The following is a 15,035-nucleotide window of genomic DNA, read 5'->3' as shown; positions in this document are numbered from 1 at the left end:
AACCTCCACGCCGGATTCGCCCATATTCGAATTGGTAAGACTGGCAGTTTGAACCCCCGCTGAAAAGAGGGGCCCGCATCATTCACGATGATAGGGATGCCCGGTCAGGATGGACCAGGCCCGATAGAGTTGTTCGGCCAGCATGGCGCGGGCCAGCAGGTGCGGCCAGGTGGCGGGCCCAAGCGCCAGAACCAGGTCTGCCGCCTGCCGCGTTTCCGGCCTGTGGCCATCCGCCGGCCCCAGCAGGAAGCGCACCTCGCGCACGCCTTCGTCGCGCCACCTGCCCAGACGTTCGGCCAGCGCCTCGCTGGCCAGCGCCGTGCCGCGCTCGTCCAGCACCACGGTGCGGCTCTGCGGCGGGGCGGGCGGAATGGGCGCGCCGTCCGACAGTTCGGCAACGCTGGCACCCCAGGGGATGCGCTTCAGATAGCGCCCGACCAGTTCGGATTCCGCTCCGCGCCCGGCCTTTCCATAGGCGAGGATGCTGAATTTCAGGGCTTGGCGTCCGCAGCCCTGAGCGGCGCGCCATCGGCATCGAAGGCCCACATCTTTTCCAGGCCATAGAACTGGCGCACTTCCGGGCGGAACAGGTGGACGATCACGTCATGCGCGTCGATCAGCACCCAGTCCGCGCTCGCCAGCCCTTCGATCCGCACAAGGCGGCCCAGCTTCTGCTTCACTTCGGTTTCGATTCGCTGCGCCAGCGCCGCCACCTGCCGGGTGGATCGGCCGGATGCGATCACCATATGGTCCGCAATCGCGCTCTTCCCGGCCAGCGGGATGGTCACCACGTCCTCGGCTTGCCCGTCCTCCAGGCATTTCAGGATCAGCGTGTGGAGCGCTTCCACGCTCTTTTCGGCGTCAGTCAATCTGGTGTGTCCTGTTGCAAGAGGATGTCGTCCGCCCAGTCCGGATCCGCCCGCCGGATCGCGGTGGCGGATCTCTGGTCCAGTCCGAAGTTCACGAGCGCAAGCCCGGGCAGACGCCATGTCCTCCATCCGGCCGGGGTTTCGTGGCGCCACCGCCTCAGCCAGCCCATGGCCGGGGCGAACTGGCTGCGCCCAACATAAAGCGGCCGGGCCATCACCACAATCGGAACCTGCCGCGCGATGTCGCGCCAGTCGACCCAGCGGTGGAACTGCATCAGATTGTCGGATCCCATCAGCCACAGGAAGCGCACCTGCGGATAGCGCCGCTTCAGCGCCTGGATGGTGTCGATGGTCAGCTGCGTGCCCAGCTCCGCTTCGATCCCCGTCACCCGGATGCGCGGATGCCGCGCCACGGCCCGGCCGGATGCGATGCGCGCCTTCAGCGGCGCCATGCCGGCCACCGGCTTCAGCGGATTCTGGGGGGAAACCAGCCACCACACTTCATCCAGGCCCAGCCGTTCCAGCGCAGCCAGGCTCATCTTGCGGTGTCCGCCGTGCGCCGGGTTGAACGAGCCGCCCAGCAGCCCGACTGTGAAGCCCTTCCTCAACCGCGTCTGACCTGCCCGTTGCCCAGCACCAGCGTCTTGTAGCTGGTCAGGCCCTCCAGCGCGACCGGCCCGCGCGCGTGCAGCCGCCCCGTGGCGATTCCGATTTCCGCGCCGAAGCCGAACTCGCCCCCGTCCGCGAACTGGGTGGATGCATTCCACAGCACGATCGCCGAATCCACGCCGGCAAGGAACCGGGCCGCCACCGCCTCGTCCGCCGTCACGATGGCATCGGTATGATGGCTGCCGTGCGCCTCCACATGCGCGATCGCGCCGTCCACGCCGTCCACCAGCCCCACGGCGCAAACCGGTTCCAGATATTCGGTATCCCAGTCCGCGTCCGTCGCCGGCTTCAGCCGCGCATCCAGGCCGATCAGCCCGGGCGAAACCCGGCATTCGCACCCGGCGTCCAGCAGCGCCGCGATCAGGGCGCGCGCGTCCGGGAAGGCCCTGTCGATCAGAAGGGTTTCCATTGCCCCGCACACGCCGGTGCGCCGCATCTTGGCGTTCAGCACGATCTCGCGCGCCATCGCCGGATCGGCCGCGCCATCCACATAGACATGATTGTTGCCGTCCAGATGCGCCAGCACCGGCACCCGCGCCTCGGCCTGCACCCGCGCGACAAGGTTCTTGCCCCCGCGCGGAATGATCACGTCGATCAGTCCCGAAGCGCCCAGCATGGCCCCCACGAAGGCGCGGTCGGCGGTCGGCGCCAGCTGGATGGCATCCGCCGGCAATCCGGCCGCCGCCAGCCCCGCCAGCAGGCAGCGATGGATGGCGCGGCTGCTTTCGATCGCATCCGATCCGCCGCGCAGGATGCAGGCGTTGCCCGCCATCAGGCACAGCGCCCCGGCATCCGCCGTCACGTTCGGGCGGCTTTCGAAGATGATTCCGATCACGCCCAGCGGCACCCGCACCCGGCGGAAGACCAGCCCGTTGGGCTGTCGCCACTCGCGGATCGTCTCGCCCACCGGGTCGGGCAGGGCGGCCACCTGCTCCAGCGCGGCGGCGATGCCTTCGATCCGCGCCTCCGTCAGCTTCAGCCGGTCCTGCATCGCGGGCGACAGCGCCGCTGCACCGGCCATGTCGCGCGCGTTGGCGGCCAGGATGTCGGCCGTCTGCGCCCGGATCGCCGCCGCCATCGCGCGCAGCGCCTGCGCCTTCACGGCCGTGGGCGCGGCCGCCAGCAGGCGCGCGGCCGCCCGGGCGCGCGCGCCCATCCCCGCCATCAGCTGCGCCGTATCAGCCTCGGCGGTCACAGCATCACCATCTGGTCGCGGTGGATCATCGCGCTGCGCGGCGCATAGCCCAGGATCGGCTGCAACGCCTCGCGGCTCTTGCCGGCGATCGCCCGCGCATCGGTCACGTCATAGCTCACCAGCCCGCGCGCAATCAGCTTGCCTGCCTCGTCCAGCACGTCCACCGCGTCACCGCGCCGGAACTGCCCCTCGATCCCGATCACGCCGGCGGCCAGCAGGCTCTTGCCCGCCTTCAGCGCGCGCGCGGCCCCGGCATCCACCGTCAGCCGCCCTTCCACCTGCATGCGGCCCGCCAGCCAGGCCTTGCGCGCCGTCAGCGGATCGGGCGCTTCGAACAGGGTGCCATGCCCCGTCTCGACGAACCGTTTCAGCGGATGGTCGGGCGCGCCGGCCACGATCGCCACCGGCACGCCGGCGGCATGCGCGATCCGTGCCGCCTCCACCTTGGCCGCCATCCCGCCCGATCCCATCCCGGAAGAGGATGCCCGGCTCGCCATATGCGCGACCGCCGAAATGTCGCCCACAGTCGGGATCAGCTCGGCCGAAGGATCTTCCGCCGGATTGGCGGTATAAAGCCCGTCGATGTCCGACAGCAGCACCAGCGCATCGGCCCGCGCTGCCTGTGCCGCGCGCGCCGCCAGCCGGTCGTTGTCGCCGAAACGGATTTCCTCGGTCGCCACCGAGTCATTCTCGTTCAGGATCGGCACCACCCCCAGGCTCAGCAGCCGGTCCAGCGTTGCGGATGCGTTCAGGAACCGCCGCCGGTCCTCGAAGTCGCCCAGAGTCACCAGCATCTGCGCCGCCGCGATGCCATGCTTCCCCAGCAGGTCGGCCCACAGACCCGCCAGGATGATCTGCCCGGTCGCGGCCGCCGCCTGCGCGTCCTCAAGGCTGGCGCGCCCGCCCTTCGCCAGCTTCAGCCGGCGCGATCCCAGCGCGATCGCGCCGGAGGACACCACGATGATCTGCTGGCCGGCGGCGTGTGCGGCGGCGATGTCGGCCACCAGCGTTTCCAGCCAGCGCGTCCGCACCTCGCCGGATTTCTCCACCAGCAGGCTGGATCCGACCTTCAGCGTCAGCCGCGCGGCCTGCCCGGCCGCGAAAAGCCCCCCACGCAGGGTCATAGCGGCGACCAGCCGCCTTCGGTCTTCGCGGCCTCGCCCCTCGGCCACAGCTCCTCGGCCAGCGCGTTCAGCACACCTTCCATCCCCGCCCCCGTCATGGAAGAGGCGACCAGCGGCGGCACCCCCGTGCGCCGCTCGATTGCGCGGGAAACAGCTGCGATCTTCTGCGGCGTGGCGGTATCGCTCTTGGAAAGCACCACGATCTCGGGCTTGTCCTCCAGCCCCGCGCCATAGGCTTCCAGCTCGCCGCGGACGATGTCGTATCCGGCCGTCGGCGCCTCGCCGTCGGCGTCCACCAGGTGCAGCAGCACACGGCAGCGTTCCAGATGGCCCAGGAACCGGTCGCCGATGCCCGCCCCGTCCGCCGCGCCCTCGATCAGGCCGGGAATGTCCGCCATCACGAATTCTCGGCCCCGGTGGCTCACCACCCCCAGTTGCGGCTTCAGCGTGGTGAAGGCATAGGCCCCCACCTTGGCGCTGGCGTTGGTCACCGCGTTCAGGAAGCTGGATTTCCCGGCGTTGGGCAGTCCCACCAGCCCCACATCGGCCAGCAGCTTCAGCCGCAGCCACACGCTCATTTCCTGCCCCGGAAAGCCCTTCTGGAACTGACGCGGCGCGCGGTTGGTGCTGCTCTTGTAGCTGGCGTTGCCTTTGCCGCCGTCGCCGCCCTTCAGCAGCGTCACCGTCTGCCCCACCTCGGTCAGGTCGGCCAGCAGGGTGCGATCCTCGTCGTCGGCCAGGATCTGCGTGCCCACCGGCACCTTGATCACCAGCGTCTCGCCGTTGGCGCCGTGCCGGTCGGTGCCCATGCCACCGGCCCCGCGCTGCGCGCGGAAATGCTGGGTATAGCGGAAGTCGATCAGCGTGTTCAGCCCGGCCACCGCCTCGAACACGATGTCGCCGCCCTTGCCGCCGTTGCCGCCGTTCGGGCCGCCATATTCGATGAACTTCTCGCGGCGGAAGCTCACGCAGCCGTCCCCGCCCCAGCCGGATTTCAGATGGATCTTGGCCTGGTCTAGGAACATCATGGCTTTGGGGTCTTCAATCAGATGCGGCCGCGCTTCAAGTCCCCAAGTTGCAAGGGGCCCGGGCGCTGCAGGGTGCTCAAACGAAAAAGGGCCGGGAATAGCCCCGGCCCCCATTCCAACCCTTGAAAGGGAATTCTTACTCGGCGGCCTCGGCCACGCGGACGGAAACATACTTCCGGCCCTGCTTGCCGTCGTGGAATTCGATGCGGCCGTCGGCGGTGGCGAACAGGGTGTGATCGCGGCCAAGGCCCACGTTCACGCCCGGCCACACGCGGGTGCCGCGCTGGCGGACGATGATGTTGCCGGCCACCGCTTCCTGGCCGCCGAACAGCTTCACGCCCAGACGCTTCGCATTCGAATCACGGCCGTTGCGCGACGAGCCGCCTGCCTTCTTATGTGCCATTTCAGGGGCTCCTTAAGCGATCGAGAGGATCTTCAGCACCGTCTGGTGCTGGCGATGGCCGTTCTTGCGGCGATAGTTGTGGCGACGGCGCTTCTTGAAGATGATCACCTTGTCGCCGCGGTTGTGGGCCACGATCTCGGCCGTCACCTTCGCCTTGCCGGCATCCTTCAGCGCGCCGCCGTCGGAAACGAGCAGCACGTCGAGCTGCACCTGGCTGCCGGCTTCGCCGTCCAGCTTCTCGACCGTGATCTGGTCATCGGCGGCAACCCGATATTGCTTGCCACCCGTGCGCACCACCGCGAACATCTGGAAATCCTCATCTCAAGATAGCAAACGCGGCCGCCCCCGCCAAAGCAGGGGGTGCCGCGAAAGCCAGCGCCTTTATGGCTCGACTCGCCCTTTGTCAACCTCGAAGCCCCGGCGGGCCACCCGGGAATCCACATCCGCGCACGGGAATCTAACCCCCTTGTGAACGGCGCCGCAGCCGCTATCCCCTGCAACGGAGAGGACGACAACAAACAATCGGAGTCTCTGCACGCATGAAGCACATCTTCCGCCTCGGCGCAGCCCTTGCCGCGCTCACGCTCGCCATGCCGGCCATGGCCCAGCAGCCCGCAGCGCAGGCCGCGGCCGGGCAGGTGGCCGACACGCCCTCGGCGAAGCTCGCCCAGCTCTTCACCGCCTCCGACGAGGCGAATCTGAAGCGCAACCCCCTCTATGCCCTGTTCCGGGGCGACACCCGCTTTTCGGATCAGTTCGGGGATTACATCACCGATGCCTATCTGGCGGCGGAAAAGGCGGCGGCCGAAGCCGATCTGAAAGCGCTCGCCGCGATCGACCGGGCCAGCCTCTCGCCTGACGAACAGATCAGCTACGACGTCTTCAAATGGCAGCGCGAATCCTCGCTGCAGGGCTATGAACCCGCCATCCTGAACGTCTCCAAGCTGCTGCCGATCGATCATTTCAACGGCCTGCACCAGTTCGTGCCCGACATCCTGTCGGGAACCTCCGTCGCTCAGTTCAAGACGGTGAAGGACTATGAGGACAATCTCAAGCGACTCGACGGCTTCGCAATCGCGCTGGATCGCGTGCTGGACCGCATGAAGCAGGGCGTCGCCGCCGGCGTGGTGCAGCCGAAGCTCGTGTCCGAACGGGTGCTCGATCAGCTGAACCGCCATGTGGAAGGCGGGGTCGAAAAGATGCCGCTGATGATGCCGGTGCAGAAATTCCCCGATGCCATTCCGGCAGCGGATCAGGCCCGGCTGAAGGCGGCCTATGCGGCGAAGATCAAGGACGAGATCCTTCCCCGCTACGCCCGCCTGCGCGATTACACCCGCGATGTGTATCTGCCTGCCAGCCGCGGCAATGATCGCCCCGGCCTCGTCTCCATGCCCGGCGGGCCTGCCCTCTACAGCTATCTCGTCTCCACCCAGACGACGACGCGCATGACGCCGGACGAGATCCACAATCTCGGCCTGTCGGAAGTCGCCCGCATCCAGGGCGAAATGAAGAAGGTGATGGCCGAAGTGGGCTTCAAGGGAAGCCTCCAGGACTTCTTCACCCACATCAAGACCGATCCGAAGTTCAAGCCCGCCAGCCGCGAGGCGATGACCCAGGGCTATTACGACATCGGCAAGCGCGTCGACACCGCGCTGCCGAAGCTGTTCCGCACCATGCCGAAGACGCCGCTGGAAATCCGCCCCTATCCGCCCTTCCTCGAAAAGGACATGGCCGGCGGCTCCTACCAGCCGGGCTCGCCGGACGGGAAGCGACCGGGCATCTTCTACTTCAACGCCTATGATCTCCCCAGCCGCACCACGCCGGGGATGGAAACCCTCTATCTCCACGAAGGCGCGCCGGGGCACCATTTCCAGATCGCGCTGGCCTATGAAAACGCGAAGCTGCCCAGCTTCCAGCGCTTCGGCGGCAACACCGCCTTTGCCGAGGGCTGGGGCCTCTACGCCGAAAGCCTCGGCAAGGAACTGGGCATGTTCACCGATCCCTACCAATATTATGGCCGCCTCGACGACGAGATGCTGCGCGCCATGCGGCTGGTGGTGGACACGGGCCTGCATGCCAAGGGCTGGAGCCGCAGCCAGGCGATCGACTACATGCTCGCCAACTCGTCGCAGGGCGAAACCGATGTCGTGAACGAGGTGGACCGCTATGTCGCGATGCCGGGCCAGGCGCTGGCCTACAAGGTGGGCGACCTGCGCATCCAGGCTGCCCGCAAGCGCGCCGAAAAGGCGCTGGGCAAGAATTTCGACATCCGCGGCTTCCACGAACAGGTGCTGATGACGGGCGCGCTCCCGCTGGAAGTGCTGGACGCCAAGATCGACCGCTGGATCGCCGCCGGCGGAAAGTAAGCGGCCCGGGCGCCCCGCGACGGGGCGCCCGCGACCGCACGGTGCCCAGCCGCTACCGCACGGTGCCCAGCGGGGCCAGCCGCTTCGCCGTCGCCTGCGCGGCCTTCACATCGCCCTTGTCCAGCGGCGCCAGGATCGCGCGGGCGTTCGCCTGCATCAGCCGGTCGAACCCGTCGGCCGGCGGCGCCTTCACCGCCCGCTGGAGAAGCGCCTTCGCCTTCGCCGCATTGTCGCCGGAAAGCCCCAGCAGCGTCGTCGCATAGAACAGTGGGATCGCCGGGTCGCCGCCCCGCGTCGCCACCGCCTTGTCGAACCAGCGGATGGCCTCGCCCTCCTTCGCGCCCAGCGCGGTTCCAGCCAGGAACTTCCCCAGCGTCGCCACCGCCTCGCCGTGCCAGCCGCCCATCGCGCCCTGCGCCAGCGCGCTGCCGGGCTCCTTCGCCAAAACGGTCTCGAACCCGGCGCGGGCCTGCTTCGCAAGGCCGGGGCTTTTCGCCAGCTTTGCCTGATAGCCGATCACCAGCGCCTTCTGCAGCAGCGCGGCCGGATTGCCCTGCGCCAGCGCCAGCGACGCCGACAGATCGGCTTCCGCCTGCGCCAGCAGCCTGCGCGCCGCTTCCCGGTCAGTCGTCTGCCAGGCCGCCTGGGTCGCGGCCGCGCGCCCGGCGGTGAGCAGCGATTGCGCCGTCGCCTCCCGGCGGCCCGCAGCGGCCGCCTCGGCGAACTTCCCGGCCTCGAACGCATCCGCCGAAGGGCTGGCCGCCACCGGCGCCGCCAGCAGCAGCGCCGTCAGCAGCATAGCCCGCATCAGGTCCGCACCTCGCCCAGCGCCTCGCCGATCAGGCGACGGCTGTTGTCCACGCCATACAGCGCGAAGAATGTGCCCATGCGCGGCCCCTGAGAGGACCCCAGCAGGATCTCGTAGAGCGCCTGGAACCAGCTGCGCAGCGGCTCGAAGCCATAGCGCTTGCCGATCTCGTACACCTCGAACTGGATCGCCTCCGCGTCGGCGTCCGGGTGGCCCTGCAGCCAGACTTCCAGCTCCGCCAGCGCCTCCCGCTCGCGCGCATCGGGCGCGCGCCGCTTCAGCGTGGGGGCCACATGATCGGCATGGAAGGCGATGGCCGCATCAATCAGCGCCTTCAGCCGGGGGTCGCCCGCCGGGTCGCACTGCGGGGCATAGCGCTTCAGATAGGCGCCCAGCATGTCGGCATCGCTCGCGCCGGACACCGCCACCAGATTCAGCAACAGCGCGAACGGCACCGGCGGCGCATAGGCCGGCGGCGGGCCGCCATGCACATGGAAGCTGGGGTTGCCCAGCTGTTCCTTGGGCGTCTGCTTCGGGAAGGCCGCGACGAACTGGAAATACTCGTCCATCGCCTTGGGGATCACCCCCAGATACAGCTTCTTCGCCGCGCGCGGTTGCTGGAACATGTAGAAGGCCAGGCTTTCCGGCGGGGCATAGCGCAGCCATTCCTCGATCGTCAGGCCATTGCCCTTGGTCTTGGAAATCTTCGCGCCCTCGCCATCCAGGAACAGTTCGTAGTTGAAGCCTTCCGGCGGCTTCGCCCCCAGGATGCGCGCGATCTGGCTGGACAGCTTCACCGAATCGATCAGGTCCTTGCCGGCCATCTCGTAATCCACGCCCAGCGCCACCCAGCGCATCGCCCAGTCCACCTTCCACTGCAGCTTGCAATGGCCGCCGGTGACGGGAACGGTCACGGTCTCGCCGCTTTCGGGGTCGGCATAGGAAATCGTCCCAGCCGCCTCGTCGCGCGCGGTGATCGGCACCTGCAGCACCTTGCCGCTGGTGGGCGAAACCGGAAGGAAGGGCGAATAGGTCGCCTGCCGCTCCGCGCCCAGCGTGGGCAGCATCACGGCCATGATCGCTTCATACTTCGCCAGCACCTTCAGCAGCGTGGCGTCGAACCGGCCGGACTTGTAGCAATCGGTCGAGCTCAGGAATTCATAGTCGAAGCCGAAACTGTCCAGGAAGGCGCGCAGCCGGGCATTGTTGTGCGCCCCGAAACTGCCGTGCGTGCCGAACGGATCGGGCACCGCCGTCAGCGGCAGGTCCAGAGCGCCCTTCAGCAGGTCCTGGTTGGGCAGGTGCGGCGGCACCTTGCGCATCCCGTCCATGTCGTCGGAAAAGGCGATCAGCCGCGTCCGCACGCCCGGCTGCAACAGTTCGAAGGCGCGGCGCACCATGGTCGTGCGCACCACTTCCCCGAAGGTGCCGATATGCGGCAGCCCCGATGGGCCATACCCCGTCTCGAAGATCACCCCGTCCGCCGGGAAGCCATGCGGATAGCGGGCAATCACCTTGCGCGCCTCCTCGAACGGCCAGGCCTTGCTCACCAGCGCTTCGTCGCGCAGGGCTTGCAATTCAGTGGGCGAAAGGCTGTCGAGTCCGGTGAACATGGTCGCCCCTTTGCCAATCCCCGCGCTTGTTGCAACCCATGCCGGCATCTGGCGCGCCGATGCGGGTGGCGAAGTCGGGGCCGTTTCGCGCGCCGAAGCCGTGCGGCGGCTGGCCGATACCCCGCATCTTCTGCTCAATGCGCCGCAGGTCGCCGCCCGCCTCGGCCTGCCCGAAGTCTCCGGCCTCGATCTCCTCGAACTCTGGGCCTTCGTGCTGCCGGCCACCTTCCTCGTCCCCTCGGCGCGCGGCCTTGCCGATGCGCTCGGGCACGAACTCCCCGCCCGCGAAGCGGACGAGGCCGTCTTCCTGCAACGCGCCGCCGCCGCCCTGCTCACCCGGCTGGAAGACCGGAAATGGCCGCATCGCGCCGGCGCACGCGACAGCCTCGAACGGCTGCACCGCAAGGGCTGGCTCTGGGCCGCCCCCGTGGGGGAGGCGATGGGCAGCAGCGCCCACGCGCCCGATCTCTTCGTTGCCCTGCCCGAATGGCAGGATATGCCGCCCCGCCTGCCGCCGCTGGTGCGCACCCACGCGGATACGGCCGTGCTGGAAAGCCTCCGCCAACTCGCCGGCAGCCGCCGCGAACCACGGGAAGGGCAGAAAGCCTATGCGCTCGCCGCCGCCCGCGCCTTCCAGCCTCGCGAAAGCCGCGACGGCCCCAATCTCGTCGTGGCGGAAGCCGGCACCGGCATCGGCAAGACGCTCGGCTATCTCGCCCCCGCCAGCCTGCATGCCGCCGAAACGGGCGAACAGGTCTGGCTGTCCACCTTCACCCGCGCCCTGCAACGCCAGCTGAAGGCCGAAACCCGCCGCAGCCTTCCCGGCCTGGTGGAAAGCGGGCAGGTCGTCGTCCGCAAGGGGCGGGAGAATTATCTCTGCCTGCTGAATCTGGAGGATGCGTTGCAGGGCGCCTTCGCCGGCCGCCCCGCCGTGTTCGCGGAACTGGTCGCCCGCTGGGCGCGCTTCACGGCCGACGGCGACATGGTCGGCGGCGATCTTCCCGGCTGGCTCCCCGGCCTGTTCCGGCGCGGCACCGCGCTCCCCGCGCTGACGGACCGGCGGGGGGAATGCATCCGCTCGGCCTGTCCGCACTGGCGGCGCTGCTTCATCGAGCGCTCGGTCCGCGAAGGGCAGAAGGCCAGCCTCGTCATCGCCAATCACGCCCTCGTCATGGCGAACGCGGTGCGCGCCCGCGCCGAAGGGCAGGGGCTCACGCGGCTGGTCTTCGATGAAGGCCACCACCTGCACGCCGCCGCCGATTCGGCCTTCGCCGTCGTCCTGTCCGGCGGCGAAGCCATCGAACTGCGCCGCTGGCTCCTCGGGCCGGATCGCCCTGGCCGCCGCGCCGGCCGCCGCCGGGGCCTCGCCGCCCGGCTGATGGATGTCACCAGCTACGACGGCGAAGGCGGCACCGCCCTGGAAGAGGTGCTGCACCTTGCCACCGAACTTCCGGCCGCGGACTGGCTCAGCCGCGTCGGCGCGGGCGAACCCGAAGGCCCGATCGAGGCGCTGATCGCCGCCATACGGACCCATGTCCTGGCCCGCGCGACAGACGAAGATCGCGGCTTCTCCCTCGAAACCGAAATTGCCGCCCTCTCGCCCGGCCTGCCCGAAGCCGTCGATGCGGCCGCCGCCTGCCTTTCCCGCATGGCGCGGGCGATGATCCAGCTGAAATCCCGTGTGCTGGCACTGGCGGAGGAAAAGCCCGAATGGCTCGATCAGCCCGGCATCGCCCGCCTCTCCGCCGCGGCCGAAGGGCTCCAGCTCCGCCTCGATCTGCTGGGCGCCTGGCAACGCCTCCTCGCCCGCGTCGTGGGGGAGCCCGAGGCCGACCATGTCGACTGGTTCGCCCTGATCCGCACCGAGGGGCGCGAACTGGATTGCGGCATCTGGCGGCACTGGCTCGATCCGCTGAAGCCGCTCGCGGGCGCGGTGCTGGCCCCCGCCCATGGCGTCCTCGTCACTTCCGCCACGCTGGGCGATCCGCCCGAAGCCGCCGCCGGCGCCGCGCATCTCGCCGTCGAGCCGCATGTCTTCCGGGTGCAGTCGCCCTTCGATTATGCCGAACAGGCCCGTATCTTCATCGTCACCGATGTGGAGCGCGGCAACACGGCCAGCCTCGCCCACGCCTATCACGCCCTGATCGAGGCGTCGGGCGGCGGCACGCTGGGCCTGTTCACCGCCATCGCCCGGCTGCGCGCCGTCCATGCCCGGCTGGCGGATCGCATGGCCCGCGCCGGGCTGCCGCTCTACGCCCAGCATGTGGACGCGGTGGATACGGGCACGCTCGTCGATCTGTTCCGCGCGGATCGCCGCGCCACCCTGTTCGGCACGGACGCGCTCCGGGACGGCGTCGATGTGCCGGGCGATTCGCTGCGTCTCATCGTGTTCGAAGGCGTGCCATGGTCCCGCCCCACCATCCTGAACGCCGCGCGCCGGGCGGCCTTCGGCGGCGCCTCGCACGAGGACATGGCCGTGAAGCACCGCCTCTCGCAGGCGTTCGGCCGCCTGATCCGCTCATCGGCGGACAGGGGCGCCTTCGTGCTGCTCGGCCCGTCCACCCCGTCGCGCCTGCTCTCCGCCTTCCCGGCGGATGTTCCCGTCGCCCGCGTGTCGCTGGCGGATGCGGCAAGCGCCATCCGGGACTTCCTTCGGGATTGTGCGCCGCACACACCGCCTCTAACACAGGCGGACGGAACGGAGAGCGGGCTGACCGGATGAAGCGTCTCAATCTACTGCGCCATGCCAAGTCCAGCTGGGACGATCCGGTGGAACGCGATTTCGACAGGCCGCTGAACGGCAGGGGGCACCGCGCCGCCCGCCGCATGGGCGAATGGCTGAAGGAAAGCGGCCGGCAGTTCGATCTCGTCATCGCCTCGCCCGCGCTGCGCATCCGGCAGACGATCGAAGGCGTTGAATCCGGGCTGGGCCGCAAACTCGCCCCCCGGTTCGACAAACGCATCTACATGGCGTCCGCCGCCACCCTGTTCGATCTCGTCCGCGAAACCGACGACGCCCATGAAAGCCTGCTGCTGATCGGCCACAATCCCGGTCTGGAGGATTTGCTGCTGCTCGCCACCGAAGAAGACACCTCCGCGCTCAGGGCCGAAGCGGCGATCAAATATCCCACCGCCACCTTCGCCGGGATCGAGATGGACGTCGAAAGCTGGGCCGCCGCCGAAGAGCATATGCAGACGGCGCGCCTGGTCGATTTCGTCCGCCCCAGGGATCTTGATCCGACGCTGGGGCCCGATGACTGAACGGCCGGGCTTGCCGCGATCCCCCGTCCCCCGCTACGAGCGCCGCAGATGGCCGCAGCCGACCTTTTCTTCCGCCCGCTGATCGCGCTGGGCCGATTCTTCCTCTCCCTGCTGGCCGGGGTGGGCCGGCTCGCCATTTTCGCTGCCCATGGCGTGAAGGCCGCCTTCGCGCCGCCCTGGTATCCCGCGCGCTGGCTTGAACAGATGGCGCTTGTCGGCTGGTTCTCGCTTCCCGTCGTCGGGCTGACCGCCCTGTTCACCGGCGCCGCGCTCGCCCAGCAGATCTATGTCGGCGGCCAGCGCTTCTCGGCGGAATCCACCGTCCCGGCCGTTACCGTCATCGCCATGGTGCGCGAACTGGGGCCGGTGCTCGCGGGCCTGATGGTGGCGGGCCGCGTCTCCTCCGCGATCGCGGCCGAACTGGCGACGATGCGGGTCACCGAACAGCTGGATGCGATGGTCACGCTGCGCACCGATCCCTGGTCCTACCTGATCGCCCCGCGTCTCGTCGCCTCCACGCTGATGCTGCCCATCCTCGTCACCATCGCCAACGTCATCGGCATCCTCGGCGGCTATGCGCTTGCGGTCGGGCGGCTGGGCTTCAACGGCAGCACCTATCTCGCCACCACGCGCCGCTATCTCGAGGCGGACGACATCGTCTCGTCGCTGGTGAAGGCGGCCGTGTTCGGCTTCCTGCTGGCGCTCGCGGGCTGCTATCACGGCTATCGCTCGGGCGGCGGCGCGGCCGGCGTCGGGCGGGCGACCACGAACGCCGTCGTCACCGCCTTCATCCTGATCCTGCTGTTCAACCTCGCCATCACCGTGCTGGTGTTCGGCGCATGACGGAACCGCGCCTCAGCATCCGGGGCCTGAAGAAGGCGTTCGGCCCCAAGGTCGTGCTGGACGGCATCGACCTCGATGTCGCGGCCGGCGAAAGCCTCGTCGTCATCGGCGGGTCGGGCACCGGCAAATCGGTGCTGCTGAAATGCATCCTCGGCATCATCCGCCCCGATGAAGGTTCCATCCGGCTCGACGGCCAGGAACTGGTCGGCCTGAAAGGCCGTGCGCTCGAACAGGCGCGCGCCCGCTTCGGCATGCTGTTCCAGGGCGGCGCGCTGTTCGATTCGCTGCCCGTCTGGCGCAACGTCACCTTCGCCCTCACCCAGGGCAAGCTTGGCGGTGGCGCGAAGATGCACGCCCTCGCGGTCGAGGTGCTGGCGAAGGTGGGGCTTGAGCCCCGCGTCGCCGATCTGCGCCCTTCGGAACTGTCCGGCGGCATGCAGAAGCGCGTGGCGCTGGCCCGTGCGATCGCCGCCAATCCGGAAATCCTGTTCTTCGATGAACCGACGACCGGCCTCGATCCGATCCGGGCCGATGTCATCAACGCCCTTATCCGCCAGCAGGTGACGGCGCTGGGCGCCACCGCCATCACCATCACGCACGACATGGCCTCCGCCCGCCACATCGCGGACAGGGTCGCCATGCTGCACGGCGGCCGCATCCTGTGGAGCGGCCCGGTCTCCGCGCTCGATCACAGCGGCAACGCCCATGTGGACCAGTTCGTCCACGGACGGGCCGAAGGCCCGATCACAACCGCTGCTTCGGCCTGAGTCGCACCGGCCCGCCTGCGCCTGTTCCCTCCTGTTCCCCAGGGCGGCGCAGCGCTTTCCCAATCCATTGAAAACGGGCTGTAAATCTC

Annotated in this window: 15 protein-coding genes; 5 read left to right on the top strand and 10 right to left on the bottom strand. The window is 68.8% G+C overall.

Translation table 11 applies throughout. The annotated features are described in order from the left end of the window. Positions 1-78 precede the first annotated feature (78 nt). From ACW9TV_RS00960 to rplU, 8 genes are all read right to left on the bottom strand, one after another. Positions 79-495: a 23S rRNA (pseudouridine(1915)-N(3))-methyltransferase RlmH gene (locus tag ACW9TV_RS00960; protein WP_494305006.1), complete on the bottom strand. Its 417-nt coding sequence runs from the start codon at positions 493-495 to the stop codon at positions 79-81. Continuing rightward, positions 492-869: a ribosome silencing factor gene (rsfS, locus tag ACW9TV_RS00955; protein WP_494304000.1), complete on the bottom strand. Its 378-nt coding sequence runs from the start codon at positions 867-869 to the stop codon at positions 492-494. The genes ACW9TV_RS00960 and rsfS overlap by 4 nt, the downstream gene beginning before the upstream one ends. Next, complete coding sequence (locus ACW9TV_RS00950; protein ID WP_494303999.1) at positions 866-1,477, bottom strand: nicotinate-nucleotide adenylyltransferase; 612 nt, start codon at positions 1,475-1,477, stop codon at positions 866-868. The genes rsfS and ACW9TV_RS00950 overlap by 4 nt, the downstream gene beginning before the upstream one ends. After that, positions 1,474-2,703 (bottom strand): glutamate-5-semialdehyde dehydrogenase, encoded by a 1,230-nt coding sequence (locus tag ACW9TV_RS00945; protein WP_494305005.1) that lies wholly within the window; start codon positions 2,701-2,703, stop codon positions 1,474-1,476. Before ACW9TV_RS00945 ends, ACW9TV_RS00950 begins: the two co-directional genes overlap by 4 nt. Positions 2,704-2,729: 26 nt before the next feature. Beyond that, positions 2,730-3,857, bottom strand: coding sequence for a glutamate 5-kinase (gene proB / locus ACW9TV_RS00940; protein ID WP_494303998.1), 1,128 nt, complete (start codon positions 3,855-3,857; stop codon positions 2,730-2,732). Beyond that, positions 3,854-4,885 (bottom strand): GTPase ObgE, encoded by a 1,032-nt coding sequence (obgE, locus tag ACW9TV_RS00935; RefSeq protein ID WP_494303997.1) that lies wholly within the window; start codon positions 4,883-4,885, stop codon positions 3,854-3,856. The genes proB and obgE overlap by 4 nt, the downstream gene beginning before the upstream one ends. A gap of 136 nt (positions 4,886-5,021) precedes the next feature. Beyond that, the gene (rpmA, locus tag ACW9TV_RS00930; protein ID WP_374386395.1) at positions 5,022-5,288 is read right to left on the bottom strand and encodes a 50S ribosomal protein L27; all 267 of its coding nucleotides are present in this window, start codon (positions 5,286-5,288) and stop codon (positions 5,022-5,024) included. 12 nt (positions 5,289-5,300) lie between these two features. Then, the gene (gene rplU / locus ACW9TV_RS00925) at positions 5,301-5,594 is read right to left on the bottom strand and encodes a 50S ribosomal protein L21 (protein WP_374386397.1); all 294 of its coding nucleotides are present in this window, start codon (positions 5,592-5,594) and stop codon (positions 5,301-5,303) included. A gap of 233 nt (positions 5,595-5,827) precedes the next feature. Here rplU and ACW9TV_RS00920 point away from each other — a divergent pair, with 233 nt between their 5' ends. Then, entirely contained in the window at positions 5,828-7,654 is a 1,827-nt protein-coding gene (locus tag ACW9TV_RS00920; protein ID WP_494303996.1) for a DUF885 domain-containing protein, read from the top strand. A gap of 52 nt (positions 7,655-7,706) precedes the next feature. On the opposite strand, the gene ACW9TV_RS00915 is transcribed toward ACW9TV_RS00920, so the two are convergent. Together ACW9TV_RS00915 and ACW9TV_RS00910 are read right to left on the bottom strand one after the other, a co-directional pair. Further along, complete coding sequence (locus tag ACW9TV_RS00915; RefSeq protein ID WP_494303995.1) at positions 7,707-8,462, bottom strand: hypothetical protein; 756 nt, start codon at positions 8,460-8,462, stop codon at positions 7,707-7,709. Beyond that, entirely contained in the window at positions 8,462-10,075 is a 1,614-nt protein-coding gene (locus ACW9TV_RS00910) for a lysine--tRNA ligase (RefSeq protein ID WP_494303994.1), read from the bottom strand. The genes ACW9TV_RS00915 and ACW9TV_RS00910 overlap by 1 nt, the downstream gene beginning before the upstream one ends. Here ACW9TV_RS00910 and ACW9TV_RS00905 point away from each other — a divergent pair. Genes ACW9TV_RS00905 through ACW9TV_RS00890 form a run of 4 tightly spaced genes read left to right on the top strand, consistent with a single transcriptional unit; the run spans position 10,074 to position 14,946 of the window. Then, the gene (locus tag ACW9TV_RS00905; protein WP_494305004.1) at positions 10,074-12,797 is read left to right on the top strand and encodes an ATP-dependent DNA helicase; all 2,724 of its coding nucleotides are present in this window, start codon (positions 10,074-10,076) and stop codon (positions 12,795-12,797) included. The two genes, ACW9TV_RS00910 and ACW9TV_RS00905, sit on opposite strands and share 2 nt — an antisense overlap. Then, complete coding sequence (locus ACW9TV_RS00900) at positions 12,794-13,336, top strand: SixA phosphatase family protein (protein WP_494303993.1); 543 nt, start codon at positions 12,794-12,796, stop codon at positions 13,334-13,336. The genes ACW9TV_RS00905 and ACW9TV_RS00900 overlap by 4 nt, the downstream gene beginning before the upstream one ends. A gap of 48 nt (positions 13,337-13,384) precedes the next feature. Further along, positions 13,385-14,179, top strand: a complete 795-nt coding sequence (locus ACW9TV_RS00895) for an MlaE family ABC transporter permease (RefSeq protein WP_494303992.1) — start codon at positions 13,385-13,387, stop codon at positions 14,177-14,179. After that, positions 14,176-14,946 (top strand): ABC transporter ATP-binding protein, encoded by a 771-nt coding sequence (locus tag ACW9TV_RS00890; RefSeq protein ID WP_494303991.1) that lies wholly within the window; start codon positions 14,176-14,178, stop codon positions 14,944-14,946. Before ACW9TV_RS00895 ends, ACW9TV_RS00890 begins: the two co-directional genes overlap by 4 nt. The last annotated feature ends 89 nt before the right edge of the window (positions 14,947-15,035 follow it).

This window comes from Sandaracinobacter sp. T42 (assembly GCF_059115405.1).
Note: the sequence above shows the minus strand (reverse complement) of the source record. Positions and strands in the feature narration are given on the sequence as shown.

Excerpts from the sequence above, each read along its gene's own strand:
- ACW9TV_RS00900 (WP_494303993.1), top strand. The coding sequence starts at position 12,794 with ATGAAGCGTCTCAATCTACTGCGCCATGCCAAGTCCAGCTGGGACGAT.
- ACW9TV_RS00910 (WP_494303994.1), bottom strand. The coding sequence starts at position 10,075 with ATGTTCACCGGACTCGACAGCCTTTCGCCCACTGAATTGCAAGCCCTG.
- ACW9TV_RS00945 (WP_494305005.1), bottom strand. The coding sequence starts at position 2,703 with ATGGCGGGGATGGGCGCGCGCGCCCGGGCGGCCGCGCGCCTGCTGGCG.
- ACW9TV_RS00915 (WP_494303995.1), bottom strand. The coding sequence starts at position 8,462 with ATGCGGGCTATGCTGCTGACGGCGCTGCTGCTGGCGGCGCCGGTGGCG.
- rplU (WP_374386397.1), bottom strand. The coding sequence starts at position 5,594 with ATGTTCGCGGTGGTGCGCACGGGTGGCAAGCAATATCGGGTTGCCGCC.
- proB (WP_494303998.1), bottom strand. The coding sequence starts at position 3,857 with ATGACCCTGCGTGGGGGGCTTTTCGCGGCCGGGCAGGCCGCGCGGCTG.
- ACW9TV_RS00895 (WP_494303992.1), top strand. The coding sequence starts at position 13,385 with ATGGCCGCAGCCGACCTTTTCTTCCGCCCGCTGATCGCGCTGGGCCGA.
- ACW9TV_RS00890 (WP_494303991.1), top strand. The coding sequence starts at position 14,176 with ATGACGGAACCGCGCCTCAGCATCCGGGGCCTGAAGAAGGCGTTCGGC.
- rpmA (WP_374386395.1), bottom strand. The coding sequence starts at position 5,288 with ATGGCACATAAGAAGGCAGGCGGCTCGTCGCGCAACGGCCGTGATTCG.
- ACW9TV_RS00920 (WP_494303996.1), top strand. The coding sequence starts at position 5,828 with ATGAAGCACATCTTCCGCCTCGGCGCAGCCCTTGCCGCGCTCACGCTC.
- obgE (WP_494303997.1), bottom strand. The coding sequence starts at position 4,885 with ATGATGTTCCTAGACCAGGCCAAGATCCATCTGAAATCCGGCTGGGGC.
- ACW9TV_RS00905 (WP_494305004.1), top strand. The coding sequence starts at position 10,074 with ATGGTCGCCCCTTTGCCAATCCCCGCGCTTGTTGCAACCCATGCCGGC.